8 protein-coding genes and 1 pseudogene are annotated in these 13,841 nt (G+C 68.8%); 7 read left to right on the forward strand and 2 right to left on the reverse strand.

The genetic code is table 11. The features are described 5' to 3' along the window. Nucleotides 1-250 precede the first annotated feature (250 nt). The 3 genes and pseudogenes from ACL02U_RS31905 to ACL02U_RS31915 all read left to right on the forward strand — a co-directional run. Nucleotides 251-1,757: pseudogene (locus tag ACL02U_RS31905) on the forward strand (transposase); the annotation flags it as partial. Nucleotides 1,758-1,842: 85 nt separating this feature from the next. Beyond that, complete coding sequence (locus ACL02U_RS31910) at nt 1,843-2,586, forward strand: AAA family ATPase (protein WP_412794493.1); 744 nt, start codon at nt 1,843-1,845, stop codon at nt 2,584-2,586. Nucleotides 2,587-2,598: 12 nt separating this feature from the next. Next, nucleotides 2,599-3,699 (forward strand): hypothetical protein, encoded by a 1,101-nt coding sequence (locus ACL02U_RS31915; protein WP_412794494.1) that lies wholly within the window; start codon nt 2,599-2,601, stop codon nt 3,697-3,699. A 20-nt stretch (nt 3,700-3,719) separates the two neighbouring features. Here ACL02U_RS31915 and tpg (ACL02U_RS31920) read toward each other — a convergent pair whose 3' ends face one another. Then, on the reverse strand, nt 3,720-4,274 hold the full coding sequence (gene tpg / locus ACL02U_RS31920) for a telomere-protecting terminal protein Tpg (RefSeq protein WP_412794495.1): 555 nt from the start codon (nt 4,272-4,274) through the stop codon (nt 3,720-3,722). A gap of 267 nt (nt 4,275-4,541) precedes the next feature. Here tpg (ACL02U_RS31920) and tap point away from each other — a divergent pair, with 267 nt between their 5' ends. The 4 genes from tap (at nt 4,542) to ACL02U_RS31940 (ending at nt 13,725) form a co-directional block, all read left to right on the forward strand. Then, the gene (tap, locus tag ACL02U_RS31925) at nt 4,542-6,767 is read left to right on the forward strand and encodes a telomere-associated protein Tap (protein ID WP_412794496.1); all 2,226 of its coding nucleotides are present in this window, start codon (nt 4,542-4,544) and stop codon (nt 6,765-6,767) included. Between the two features lie 6 nt (nt 6,768-6,773). Next, complete coding sequence (gene tpg, locus ACL02U_RS31930; protein ID WP_412794497.1) at nt 6,774-7,331, forward strand: telomere-protecting terminal protein Tpg; 558 nt, start codon at nt 6,774-6,776, stop codon at nt 7,329-7,331. 685 nt (nt 7,332-8,016) lie between these two features. Next, nucleotides 8,017-8,964: a helix-turn-helix domain-containing protein gene (locus ACL02U_RS31935; protein ID WP_412794498.1), complete on the forward strand. Its 948-nt coding sequence runs from the start codon at nt 8,017-8,019 to the stop codon at nt 8,962-8,964. Nucleotides 8,965-9,384: 420 nt separating this feature from the next. Continuing rightward, complete coding sequence (locus tag ACL02U_RS31940) at nt 9,385-13,725, forward strand: hypothetical protein (RefSeq protein ID WP_412794499.1); 4,341 nt, start codon at nt 9,385-9,387, stop codon at nt 13,723-13,725. Between the two features lie 20 nt (nt 13,726-13,745). Here the strand turns inward: ACL02U_RS31940 and ACL02U_RS31945 are convergent. Next, nucleotides 13,746-13,841: helicase associated domain-containing protein (locus ACL02U_RS31945; protein ID WP_412794500.1), on the reverse strand; the 96-nt coding region annotated here is incomplete at its 5' end.

Raw genomic sequence — 13,841 nt, forward strand, 5'->3', positions numbered from 1 at the left:
AACGCGCTGCTCACCACCGCTGATGCATCCATCGACCGGGCCTTGCTGAGGCGGCTGTTCCAGCGGGTCGCGCCGCCACTGTGAACGGAGCACTCCTGCAAGAGACGGGAGGGCGATCGCATGCTCCCGGCCACCGGCAAGCACACGACGTCCCACCCGCGTGAGGGGAGCTGACATGAAGGACGGCGACGCCATCCGCCCAGACGGCGGACTGCCGGCGGCGTCGAGGGCGGCGCTGCGCGGTCCGGCCGTGCGGCGGCTGCTCGCACTGCGGGCAGGGAAGAAGCTGACAGCAGTCCATGTACGGGTGGCCGCGGACGCGCTGGGGGTGTCGGAGCGCACGGTGTGGCGCTGGCTGGCCGCCGCTCAGAGCGATGAGACCGCGGCCGCCAACCCCGGCGCACGCTTCCGGGTCGATGCAAGGTTCACGGTCACGCCCGAGGTCCGTGGGCTGTTGGCGCTGTGGAAGGGGAACGTGCGGGCGGTCCACCGCGAACTGGTCCTGCGTGCTGCTCGGCAGTCTCCTCCTGCGGATGCACCGTCGCTGACGACGTTGCACCGGGCGATCCGCCGTGATCTGACGCCGGGGGAGCGGGCCGGGCTTGCTGGTGGGGAGCGGGCGGCACGCAAGCACGATGTGTTCCTGGCCCGGCCGCGTGGCTGGCGTAACCAGGTGTGGGAGACGGACCACATGCAGGCGGCGGTGCTGGTCGATGTCGACGGCAAGGCCCGCAGGCCGTGGATCACGTGGTTCACCGACTGCGCGACGAACGCGATCACCGGTGTCGCGGTCACGCCGGGGGATCCGTCGCGGGAGTCGGTGCTGGCCGCACTGCGCTCCGCGGTCTTGCGCGAGGAGCCGTACGGTCCGTTCGGCGGTCGGCCGGAGAAGGTGCGTGTCGACCGCGGCAAGGACTTCCTGTCCCGGACGGTGACGGCTGCGTTCGATCTTCTGGACGTAACGGTGGAGGATCTGCCTGCCTACACCCCTCACCTCAAGGGCACCGTGGAGGGGTTGAACCGGGCGGTGGAGAGCATGTTCCTGGCCGCGTTGCCCGGCTATGCCCGCCAGCCGCGCCCCGGCAAACGCGCCTCTCGTCCGAAGGACGAGGTGCTGCTCGGCTTCGAGGACTTCACCGCCCGACTGCTGGCCTGGACTTCGTGGTGGAACACCGAGCACCGTCCCGCGCCGTTGCGTGGCAGGACTCCGCTTGAGGCGTGGCAGGACGATCCCACCCCGCTGCGGGATGTGCCGGCCACGGATCTGTGGACGTTCACCCTGGAGGACGCCGGTACACGCACGCTGACCACCCGCGGCATCCGTTTCAGGAAGCGCGACTACGTGGGGCCGTGGATGACCGGCCAGGCCGGGATCCAGGTCCGCATCCGCTTCATGCCCCATCATGACCACCGGATCGAGGTCTACCACGCGGCCACCGGCCGCTACCTGGGTCCTGCGGACCTGGCCGACCAGGCCACCGACGAACAGATCAGCGCCGTACGAAGGGCGCGGGCCGCCCGCTCCCGCCGCCTGAAGAAGGACCTGGAGGCCTCCCAGCGCGAGCGCTACGCCGCCGTGAACCAGCCCGAGGCCCCCCAGCGACTCGGCGCCCTGACTACCGCGCAGGCCGAGGCCGAACTCGCCCAGGCCGCCGGCACCAACCTGTCCGATCTGGCGATGCCGGACCTCATCCCGCCCGCCGCGCCCCCAGCCGACTGGCGCACCCCACCATCCCTCGTCACCCGGACCGCGCCCGGCTGGCCTGCTCCCGTCCCGTCCGAACCTGCCCCCGGGCGTGTGCCCGGATCGACCGCTCAGACCGCTGAAGACGGAGACGCCTCGTGACCGCGGCCACCTACCAGTACGTCGACCTGCCCGATGCGTCCGTGGTCACCACCCGCGCCTTGCTCACCGCCCGGGAGAACATCACCGACACGGTCGCCGCGCGGGCCATGATGTGCATCCACGGCGGCGCCGGCTTCGGCAAGACCCTGGCCGTCAACACCTGCCTGCTGGGACTCGAACCGCACGAGGACGTCCGCAAGATCACCTTCCGTGCCCGGCCCACCGCCCGCGCGGTGCGCTACGAACTGTTCACCGCGCTCGACCTGGCCGGTGAACCACCGCGCCACCCCAGTGAATTCGACCGCCTGCTGAAAACCGCCCTGGCCGAGCGCCCCCGCACCTTTCTGGTCGACGAGGCCCAGTGGCTGAACGGGGAGGCGTTCGAGTACTTCCGTTACCTGTGGGACGAACCGGCCACCCAGCTCGCGATCATCTTCGTCGGCGGCGAGGGCTGCCACACCGTGCTGCGCCGTGAGCCGATGCTGTCCTCCCGGATCTTCATCTGGCAGCACTTCACCCGCCTCACCCCCAGCGAGGTCCTCGAGGCAATCCCGCTGTTCCATCCGATCTGGGCCGATGCCGAACCCGATGACATCACCTTCGCCGACAGCCATGCCGCTCACGGCAACTTCCGTGCCTGGGCCCAGCTGACCGCCCACACTCGCACCGCTCTGGCCCGCACCGGCCGCCCCCGGGTGGATCAGGAGCTGCTGCGCTGGGCCTTCAGCCGCCTCGCCTGACACCACGTCGCCATGCCGCTCGCCGTGCCACCGTCCGTCGTCGTGGTCATCGACCCGGGCGACGACGCGATCCACACGCACACCGCCCTGGCCGCCCACCACCTGCCGTCCGGCCGGATCACCCTGCACCCTGGCCCGGGCACCACCAGTGAAACCGGCCTCGCCCACGACCTTCTCGCCGCCTTGGGCAAGACACCCCTGCTCCCGGGCCGTTTCCCCGCCGGCCGTCAGCCCGCCTGGGAAGCCGCCACCGCCTGGATCACCGCACTTCCCGTCACCCGGCTGACCGTCCTGCGCGCCCACCGCCTCACCGCCCGCCGCACGATGCGCCTCCTGCAGCTGCGCGCCCTCACCGGCATCCACCTGACCCTGGTCTGCCACCGCCCCCACCTGCCCGCAGCCCTGCACCAGGCCCTGCAGACGGCCGACTACGCCATCACCGCCGACTTCCAGGCCGCCCGCCGCCACTATTACGGCATACCTGCCGCCGAACCCCCGCCTGCGGAAGAGCCCGTCCAGCCGACAGACCGGTGGCTCACCCTGCCCGCGCTGGACCGCCTCGTCTCCTACGACAGCCCCGCCCCCTGTACCGCGCCGTGCGCACCGCCGCCGATCGTCTTCCGGCACCGCCCGCCCCCCGTACCTCTCACCGGGCAGACGGCCCGGGAAGCCGCCCGGCGCCTGGCCGCCGCGACTGCCCATCCCCGCCTGGCCGCCGCTCTCGCCGCCGCGCTCTTCACCGGCGCCTCGTTCCAGCAGCTCGCCACCGCCCGCCCCGGCGACTATGACGACGTGGCGGCCACCCTGGCCCTGCATGACCGCGCCCGCTACACCGACGGCTGCGCCTCGCACCGGGTGCCGCCGTGGGCGCGCGTCTTCCTGAAGGCCGCCGTGTGCTTCGCCCGGCTCGCGCCCGGCCAGGACCAGCATCTGCTGGCCGGCCCCCACGACCGCACCCACCTGCTGCGCGTGGCCGAGGGCGCCAGGCTTCGCCCGCCCCAGCCGCCCGCCGACCAGCGCACCGGCCGTATTCAGTGGGACTGGCGCGAACGAAAGGAAGCACAGCACTACGACGCGATGCTGACACGGCACCAGACACCGCCCTCACGCTGAGCCCCGGACCCTGTGCACGGTCAGCCGATGGAGAACTCGGCGAACTCCACATCGGTGAAGGCGATCCCGAGACCGTGGGCACGCAGGCCTCCGTCCCGGAAGTAGGCATGCCCCAGCGCTCGGGCGAGGATCACCATCTGCTGTTGCTCGCCTCCGCCGGCGTCCCGGGCGGCGAACAGCTCGCGGGCCACTTCTCCCGACAGGTACTGGGTGATCAGCCGGACCCGTGGGTCGTCCGACGATCCTGCCGGAGCGGCGAATCCGAACCGCGCCCTGGTGTGGAGGACAAAGCCGTCGGCCTCGGCTCGGGCCCGCTGGCGAGCGCGCACCCGGGGCTGCCACCGTGCCCTGACGGCCTCATCTATCAACCCCGCATGCACAGCACTGGGACGGCGGCGCATTCCCGGACGGGTGGTGACCCACCTCTGTACCGTGCGCTGCGAGATCCCCAGGAGGACAGCCACGTTCTTCGTGGAGCCCTTCTCCGTCTTGAGTAAGAAACGCACAGCGGCGTCACGCGTGGGCACGGGACGGGTCAGCAGCGCTCGCTCGAGCCCTCTGACGATCTCACCCATGCCCGCCCCCGAGCGTTCTGCCGCCGCGATGGCTGGTGCACGGCGGCCGTCTGCTCTCCAAGATCTCTCACACCAAGCCGATCCCGCCGGCCAGTTCAGGCAAAGCCAAGAGACCACCGCAAACCTTCGGCTAAGGAGCCTGCAGCAGCCAAAGCCCGAGGGCGCCTTTCCGAGGCAATCGTGCCACCAACCGCCGTTTACGGGATCCGTACGCGTTTGGTACGCGAAACGTGCGCTTCACGCTAGGGTTGGGGTAGGAGGTGCTGCATGTCCGAGCTGTTCGACGCGGTCGATGCGCTCATCGCGTCCCGCTCCCCGTTGCCGCCCCCGGCGGAACGCAAGCGGCTGCGCCAGGCGCACGGCCTGACGCTGGACGAGGTGGCTGCCGCACTGCAGGTGCGGCGCGCGACGGTCAGCGGCTGGGAGGCCGGCAAGACCGAGCCGCGGCCGCCGGAGCGCGACGCATACGCCCGCATGCTGAAGCAACTCGCCCAGCTCTACCCCGCCAACGCTCCGGTGCCCCCTGAGGACACGGCGGTCCCCGAGACGCCTGCCGTTCCGGCCGCTCCTGCGCTATCGGCGGTTGAACCGGCCCAAGCCTGCACCGCACCCACAGGCCCGGCTGCGGAGCCCGCGAAGACCGCACCCCGCTCCGCTGCCCCTGCCGCTGTACCGCGTCCGGCGACCACGAACCGGCCGGCATCGCGCGGTCCGGCTGCAAAGAAGGCCGGCCCCGCCAGCACTCCGGCAGGCGGGACCGATGCGAGGTTCGAGAACGGTCCGCTCGCGGTCGTCGACGTCGACGACGACGGCAAGGTGCTGGCGTACTGCGTCGGCGGCCTGGTCCTGGACGTGCCCGCCAAGTCCCTGCCGTCCCTGGTGGAGTGGACGCTGAAGGAGGCGAAGCTGGGGGCGCCGAAGCTGTCCGGCCCGGGCAAGGACGCCGACCCGCTGCTCGTGCTCACCGAGGCCGCGCTGGAGCGCTACGGCCTTCCGGCCACGCTCACCAAGGAGGAGCGGCTCGCGGGGCGCATCCCGGAGGGCCACAAGGTCATCAAGCAGCTGGTGCGCGCCAACTGGCAGCTGACGAAGCGGGGGTTCGGGCCGTGGGCGAGGATCTACCGCCCCGCGCAGGGCGCGGAGCGATCCTGCGTGCAGTTGTGCATCCCGTCGTGGGACGCGCTCGATGCCCGGCACTGGGCCGACGCGGGGCAGCTTCCGCCGGCGGACCTCGCGCGGCTCCTGGGCACCTACGCGGCCCGGGTGATGACGCCGCGCGGATCGACCGCGGTGACCGGGCTGGAGCTGATGACCGCGCTGCACCCGCCGACCCGGGCCTCCGAACCGGACGCGACGGGCAAGCGGCACTCCGAGCACAACCCCGGCTCGCTGGGCAAGGATCCGGTGGACTGCGCGCCGTGCGAGGCACCCGACGGGCACCCGGTCCTGGCACACCTGCCGCGCTTCCACCACCGCACCCCGGCCGAGGTCCTGGTGGAGGAGGCGTACGACTGGGCACGCCCCCTCACCGACGCCGAATGCCTTCGCCCTCACCTGGTGGGCATCGACGTGAACATGGCCTTCGCCGCCGGCGCGAACGGCCTTAACGTCGGCCTGGGCGCGCCGACGCACGTCAAGAACCCCGTCTTCGACGCGAAACTGCCCGGCTCCTGGCTGGTCGACCTCTCCCACGTCGACCTGTCCCGCGTGAAAGTGGCCAAGGACAAGTGGGCGGAGCTGGACGGCGAGCTGCTGCCCAGTCCGTTCACACCGCAAGGCGAGCGCCCCACGGGGCCGGCCTGGTACGCGACGCCGACGGTGGCCTACGCGGTGGAGCTCGGCTACGAGGTGTGCCCGATCGAGGCGTACGTCCGCCACGACAACGGCCGTTACCTGGACGCCTGGTACAACCGGCTGCGCGATGCCTACCTCGCCACGATGGCTGACCTCGGCGTGCACGCGGACATGCCGCCGGCCGACTTCCTCGCGGCGATGGACGGCTACCGGCAGCGTGACCCTCAGCTGGCGATCGTGGTGTCCGCGGTCAAGGCGACGGTGAAGGGCGGTATCGGCAAGCTGCGCGAGCGCCCGCGTGGTGAGGGCTGGAAGCCCGGACAGCCGTGGCGGGCCCTTGCCCGGCCGACGTGGCGCCCGGACATCCGCGCCGCGGTCATCTCCCGGACCCGGATCAACATGCACCGCAAGATCGTCAAGCACGCCGCCTTCACCGGCCAGTACCCGGTCGCGGTCCTCTCGGACTGCGCCGTCTACGCCTCCGACGGGCCGTCACCGCTGGACTTCCTGCCCTACCGGGACAGCAAGCCGCTGCCCGGCGGCTTCAAGCTCGGCGTGAACCCCGGGCTGGTGAAGTGGGAGGGCACCCAGAGCGTGCTGTGGGGCGAGGGGGTGCGCGAGCAGTTCAACGCCCCGGACCTCAACCTCGCCCGGTACATCAAGGACGGCACCGTCACCGACCAGGACACCGGGGAGTAGACCGCGATGAGCATGTTCGGGGACGGTCTGGACGCCGCGGTGCAGAAGGCGTTCACCCGCGCGGTACCCAAGAGCGCGCCCGCGCAGATGCGGTACCTGGTCAGGCAGCTCAAGGGCACCAGGGCGGTCGCCCAGATGCTGCGCATCTCCCAGCGCACCGTCGAGCGGTACGTGAAGGACCAGATCAAGAAGCCCCGCCCGGACCTCGCAGCCCGCCTGGAAGGCGAGGTGAAGAAGAGGTGGCAGCCGCAGATTCGTGCCCAGGCCCGGCAGAGGGCGGCGACCACCGGCGGCATCGTCATCGACACCCGCGCCCGGATCGGCTACACCGCGCCGATCGGGACGACGGACGAGAACCGCCTCCGGCACCTGACCGTGGCGCTGCCGCCCCGCTACGCCGCCCGTCTCTTCGACGCCCAGGAGCAGGGCGCCAGCGACCAGCAGCTCCAGCAGATCGCAGCCGAAGCGCTCAAGGAGGTGTACTTCCAGGACAACGGCCGCCGCGCCGGCCAGCTGGAGGAGGTCCGCTTCACCGACATCGAGCACCTCGAGTTCGATCTCTGACCCGGCCGCAGCGACGAACGCGCCGACCACACCTCCGGTCGCATTTGACGTGCGTCCTGGGCGGAATGGGCGGCGCGGGCGTCCCGGGGGACCAGGCGCGCTCACCGGTGTTGCGCGTCGGTGGGCCGCCGCCCCCAGTAGCTTGCGCAACGGGCGCCAAGTGGCTGTCGGGGGGAGGGTATTCGGTTTGTCGGCTGCGGCTTGCCCACTAGATTTCTTCACACGAGTGGCGAGGCCGAGCCGGTTTCGCCTTCGCACCTGAGCAAGGGGACACGCGGCATGAACGCCCGCAGCATCGATCTCGACACCCTCCGCCGCGACCTGGAGACCAGCGAGCAGGATGCGTACGTCCGGGCGATGGCTGTGCGAGCCGACACGGGATGGGGGCTCTATCACTGCTGGGCGCTTATCGGGGCCGAGCCGCCCCAGTGGTCGGAAGCCCTGTGGGAGTACCAGGACCATGCTTTCGTTGCGTGTCGTGTGCCCGCAGCGGTGCTGGCGGGACTGTGCTCACCGGAGGGGGGCTCGGCTCTCGCTCTCGGGCCCCTTGCCGTTTCGGTTCCTGCAGCGACTGGCCCCCGCACACCAAAACCGGCACCCCAGCTACGCCCGGCATGAACGTGCTCCGCTGCCGGTCCCGGCCGCGGACGTCATGATCGCGTCGGCGGACCGAGGCTCGCGCAACGTGCCGCAGACGATCCTGGTGGGCGAGGGCGTTCCGTCGTTCCCGGAACCCAACAGCGCTTGGCGCGCCTTCTTCGAGGGCGACTTCTCCCTCACCGGCGCGCAGGGCCCGCCCGACGACCTGGCCCGGCTGCGTTTCGCCGAGGGCGGCGCCTGGCTCGGCCGAGTGCACGTGACTCCGACGCAACTGGCCGTCGCCGTGGAAGGCAGCCGTGTGAACGGCGCGGAACTCGAACTGTTCGGAGTGTCCGAGCGCAGCAGCCGTCGGCTCGAAGCGGCGAGCGAGGTCACCTTCCCGCTCGCGCACGGCCTGCCTGCGCACGCGTGGCTGTGGCTGAAGCGAGGCACCACGTGGCTCGACTACCGCTCGATCGATCCCGGGTCCGGCTGGACAGGCGATCTGGACCAGGCAGGCGTGGAGATCGAGGTTCCAGTCGAGCCGCAGGTCCGCATCGAGGCCCTCATCGCCTCCGGCGAGGGACCCCAGGTCGAATTCAAGGAGTACCTCCCGACCAAGCAGAGCCGGCGGACCCTGAAGACCGTCGCGGCATTCGCCAACGGGGACGGCGGAACCATGGTCTTCGGCATCAACCGTGATGAGGTCACGGTCACCGGCGTGACCGAGGACAAACCGCCCACCAAGCTGCGCGACCACCTGGTCGACCTGGTACGGGGCACCGTGATTCCGATGCCCCACGTGGAGGCCCGGGACTACAGGATCGACGGCAAGCTGATCCTGGTCCTCGAGGTATCGCCGGGCACGCACCCGCCGTACGGGCTGTCCACGCCCGACGCCCGCGACAAGCCCGAGTACTTTGTCCGCCGCGGCGCCAGCACCTTTCCCGCACAGCCGAACGACCTGAGCGAATCCGTTCTCAGCAGGAGACACACCGAGGGCGACACCCCCAGCGGGTTCGCACGCTTTCGGTCAGCCCGGACCGGCGCCTGACGGCGTCGGGGGCTATGGCGGGTCCCAGCTCTGCACCAGCGTGGACCGGCGGCGCTCTCGGCTTCGGCCTGCTGCCCCTGCCGTGCCCGGTTCTCATCGACCAACTCCCGTATCTCGCCCGGAACTTCGCGCTGCCACGGGGCACGGTTGCGCGCGGAGGCGGCGGTGCATTCCCCTATGCGCGGCGTCGGTGCGCTCGGCTTCCCCACCCGTCGCCGACAGACTGGGGAACGTGCGTCCTGCGCCCGCACCCGGGCCTATGGCCGGGCACGGCCGCTCGACCGCGCGGCACGGCCGGAGGGTGTTCAGCGCCGTCTTCAGCCGGTCCATCGGCGGGTCGCGGGGCCGTCCGATACCGGTAGCGTTGTGGGTGCGCTGGGCGGTCCTGCCTGGTTGTTCCTGTGCTGTGCGGGGTGTCGGATGGCGATGGCGGGTGGTGCCGCGGACAAGCTCAGCAATCGGTACGAGCACCGGTGGACGGCCCTGCAGGTCGGGCTGCTTCTCAGGGGGGAGGCGTCGAGCATTCGCCTGGAGCCGCCGGGCGCTGAGGGCGAGGGCATCGAGTTCGAGATCCAGTTCCCGGACGGACTGTACTGCGACCAGGTCAAGGACTACAGCACGCGCTGGACCCTGCATAGGCTGGCCGAGGTGCTGCGCAAGGTGGAAGGCTATCTTGCTGCGGGGAAGACGGTTCGCCTGATCTTGTCGACCGACGCCGCGGAACTTGAAAAAATGTGCTACCAGGCCAGGGCGGCCGACACGTTCGAGGAGTTCGAGGAGATCCGGACTGGCCCTCCCGGCGAGTTCGCAACTGTGGCCGCGAACTGGCCGACGGCCGACAGAGAGACCGCGTGGCGGTACCTGCGGTTGATCCAGGTCCGGCACCAGCCGGGAGAGAGCCTCCGGAACGAGGTGGCCCTGAGCTACTCGTTCCTTGTACAGGACGATCCGGAATCCGTGGTCGCCATCCTGCGTGACTTCTTCGACGATCACCTCCACCAGGTGGTGACGGCGCCACAGGTCTGGGCGTATCTGGAGAAGAAGCAGATCAAGCGCCGCTACCTCGTTGGCGACACCAACACCGAACGCGCTCTCGCGAGCACCGTCGACCGCCTGTCCCTGCAGGTGAAAGACAAACAGCCTTCGTTCGGCCTGGCGCTGCGCCCCCACACCGACAGGTTCATCGAGCGGCTGACTGATCCGGACGGTCCTCAGATCCTGCTGTGTGAGGGACGCGCGGGTATGGGCAAGTCGACAGTGGCGTGCGAGACCGTGCAGAAGCTTCAGGCGGGGGGCTGGTACACGGCTGCCGTGCGGATGAACACGGTCGGAGCCAATACCCTGAGCGCCGCTGGACTCGGCAGGGCGATGGAACTCGCCGATTCACCCGCGGTGATCCTTGCGAATGTGGCTGACGGAAAGCCATCTCTTCTGCTGGTCGACCAACTGGACGCCGTGAGCACCTACAGCGGCCGGATGTCCGAGGTATACGGGGCAGTTGCCGAGGTGCTGGAGCAGCTGCGCCATGAACCCACAGTCAAGGTGCTGCTGGTGGCCCGCACGATCGACATTGAGGAGGACTCCCGGCTCAGAGAACTCGCCGCCAACCGTGATCGCGTGGAACGGATCCCACTCGACGAACTGAGCGACGAGTCCGTCCGCACGGTACTGCAAGAGGCCGGAACCGATCCGTCAGCCCTCGATCCCGAGACCTTCCGGCTGCTCAAGGTTCCCCTGCATCTGTCAGTCTTCAGCCGGCTGTCTTCCTCCGCCCGCGCAGGGAGCTACCGCACTCTGCAGCAGCTCTACGACCAGTTCACCAGAGAACGCCGGGACGCCATCGAACCCAAACTCAGGGCGCAATCCTGGCCGGAGATCATCACGACGCTGGTGCAGTACCTGAGCGACAACGAGAGCCTCACCGCGCCGCGTCTGGTCCTCGACAACTTCGACCAGACGGATGTCCAGCTCCTGGAATCCGAAGGCATCCTGGCCTCGGAGACACGCGATCACATCGGGTTCTTCCACGAGTCCTACTTCGACTACCTCTTTGCCCGCACCTTCATGTCCGGATCCAAGACGCTGCACGACTTCCTCGTCAGCTCCGGGCAGGCGCTGTTCCGCCGGGCCCAGACGCGCCAGATCCTCGAATACACCGAGGCGCTCGACCGGAACCGGTTCAGCTCCACCGTCCGGCAACTGCTCGGATCTGAGCAGATCCGCCCGCACATCAAGGACGTCGTGATCGCGGTGCTTCGGCAGATCGCTGCCACGGCCGAGGACTGGGGAGAGCTCGACGACCTCGCATGGAGTTCCTCCCCCCTGGCACCCAAGACCCGGTCCCTGCTGGGACAGCCAGCATGGTTCGATGCCGCCGACCACAACGGCCGCTGGGAACACTGGCTCGCTGACCCCGCCACGGCCGCAGACGCCTTCGCTCCGCTGCTCAATGTCGCCAGCGAGCGCCCCCAGCGAGTGTCGGCCTTGGTCGCACCGTACATCGGCGCATCTGCTGCCTGGCGGGACAGGCTGCATCAACTGGCTCTCTGGGTTGTGAACGCAGACTTGGAGGGTCTCGTCATTGAGCTCATCCAGCGCGGTGAACTCGATCCGCTCCCCGGGCACGTCGACGACCAAGACGCCCTCCTCACGAACCTGCAGTCGCTCGCACAGTCCCATCCGGAGAACGCCGCCCGGATCATGGGCGCGTTCCTGCGGAGAGCCGCCGCACGTGCCTCCCAGGACGGGCACGAGGACCCGTTCACCGCACGTCTGCTCACGAACTACCCGCCTTCTGCCCGCGACGTCATCGGCCAGCTCTCCAGCAGCGCTCCCGCCGTCTTCGTCGACGAGGTGCTCCCCTTCGTGCTCGAATTCGCCAGGACCAAGGCAGCCGGCGGCGGCTCTGGCGGCCGGCAGCGATGGGCACGCATGTACCTGGGCGCCTACGAGATTGGATCTCTCCTCGTCCGATGCCTCGACGAAGCACTGCGCGCCCTCGCTTACGCACAGCCAGAGACTGTTGACGAGGCCCTGCAGTGCCTTGCGGCCGTCGACGGGCCGGAAACCAACTACATCGTGTCCCGGCTGTACACAGTGGTCGATCGGCCCGACGAAGCAGTGCAATGGCTGCTTGCGGATAGCTGCCATCGTCAGAGCCTGTGGGACGAGGTGACGTGGTCCACCCGGGACATGATCACTTCGGCATCGTCACGGTGCTCTGCCGAGAGCCTGGACCGGCTTCTCTCATCGCTTTTGAGTTTTCATCCTCCCTGGGACACCCCCGGGATCCACGGCCACAGCAGGGTCGGACTCACCCAGTACCGGCTTCTGTCCGCTGTCGACCCCGACCGCCGCACAGGCCACGTACGTCGACGGCTCGGAGAATGGGAACGAAAATTCGGCACCGGCGTTCTCACTCCTATGCCAACGAGCTACGTGCGCGGCGTCGAATCCCCGATCAGCGACGAGGCCGCCGCGAGGATGAAGAACGCCCACTGGCTGCGAGCCCTCGCCATCTATGCCGACCCGGAGCGCAGTACCCACTTGGGTACTGCAGGAGGGGCAGACGAGTTGGCGCAGACGCTGGGACGTCAGGCGGAACGTGAGCCCCAGCGGTTCGCCTCGCTGGCGCTCCAAATGAACAGCGATTCACCACTTGTCTATTTCGCCGCCGTCCTCCGCGCTGTCTCGCCCCGCCTCGACGCCGACTGCCTTGCTGCTTTGTGCACTCACATCTATCGAGCCTGCGGTCCCGGCAGCATTACGGAACTGTGCCGCGCCATTGAGACGAACCTTGCGAACACGGACCAGAACATCGTTGGGCTGCTCGGTGAATTTTCCAACGACCAGACGGACAACAACGGCTACACCGCAACAAGCGACCTCGTCGCGGCAGGAATCAACACCAGCCGTGGGCAAGCCGCCTGGGTCACAGGAGCACTCCTGGCACACGGAGATCAGAATCTACAAGCCCTCACCTCTATCGCGGAGAACCTGGCTCGCGACACCTCACCCGCCGTACGTGCGTGCGCCGCACGAGCAGTACACGCCCTTCACAGACACCAGCCTCAAACAGCCCTGGCCCTCGCGGACGAACTCCTCGCCCAGGCCACTGCAGGCCTCTACGCCGCATACACCGTCCGAGATCTTCTGCTCTTGGCACTGCAACAGGACACAGATCGCTTCAGCCACTACCTGACCCAAGCACTCACGCTTCAAGGCGACGCAGGCAACAGTGCAGGTCAGGCCTGGGCCGTCCTTGCAATCTGGGAGATACTCACCCCGGACCTTCCAGGCGCCGTCCGGGAACTAAGCGATGCTGCACGAAACGGCGCTGCCCAGGTATTCGCCCAGCATCCAGAACGCTCCCTCAAATGGCTGCCCGGCCTTTTCGAGGACGCCGAATCCACGGTCCGCAACAGTGCAGCCAGCGCAGTCCGAAAAATCGACCAACTACAAGGAGACGTCCAGAACCGCATCGTTCAGTCCTTCGTCCGTAGCCTGGCCTTCTCGGACAACCAGAGAGACCTCTTTATCGGGCTCAACCGACAGACCACTCCAGTGCCACAGGCTGCTATCGAAGCGTGCGAGTACGTAGTGGCCCTGGACGCCGACAGCCGACTAACTGGGCACTACCTCATTCCGGTCCTGCTACGCCTGTACAGGATAGTGGGTGTTGATCGAACACGCTGTCTGGATGTCTTTGACCACTTGGCGCTCATCGCGGATCTCTCAAGCTTGGATGTGATCAGACGCTAGAACAGAGATCTTCGGGGCCCTCATGCCCATTCGACGCCGATTTCCGTGAGCGCGGCCCGTTGCTCCTGGGTGAGCTTGTCTCGCCTCGATTTTGTGTTCGATACCCATACGCCTAG

Source organism: Streptomyces sp. MS06 (genome assembly GCF_047200655.1).
Lineage (GTDB): Bacteria > Actinomycetota > Actinomycetes > Streptomycetales > Streptomycetaceae > Streptomyces.

What these genes read in the sequence shown, in the direction of transcription:
- ACL02U_RS31915 (WP_412794494.1), top strand. Translation starts at nt 2,599, where the DNA reads ATGCCGCTCGCCGTGCCACCGTCCGTCGTCGTGGTCATCGACCCGGGC.
- tap (WP_412794496.1), top strand. Translation starts at nt 4,542, where the DNA reads ATGTCCGAGCTGTTCGACGCGGTCGATGCGCTCATCGCGTCCCGCTCC.
- tpg (WP_412794495.1), bottom strand. Translation starts at nt 4,274, where the DNA reads ATGGGTGAGATCGTCAGAGGGCTCGAGCGAGCGCTGCTGACCCGTCCC.
- tpg (WP_412794497.1), top strand. Translation starts at nt 6,774, where the DNA reads ATGAGCATGTTCGGGGACGGTCTGGACGCCGCGGTGCAGAAGGCGTTC.
- ACL02U_RS31940 (WP_412794499.1), top strand. Translation starts at nt 9,385, where the DNA reads ATGGCGATGGCGGGTGGTGCCGCGGACAAGCTCAGCAATCGGTACGAG.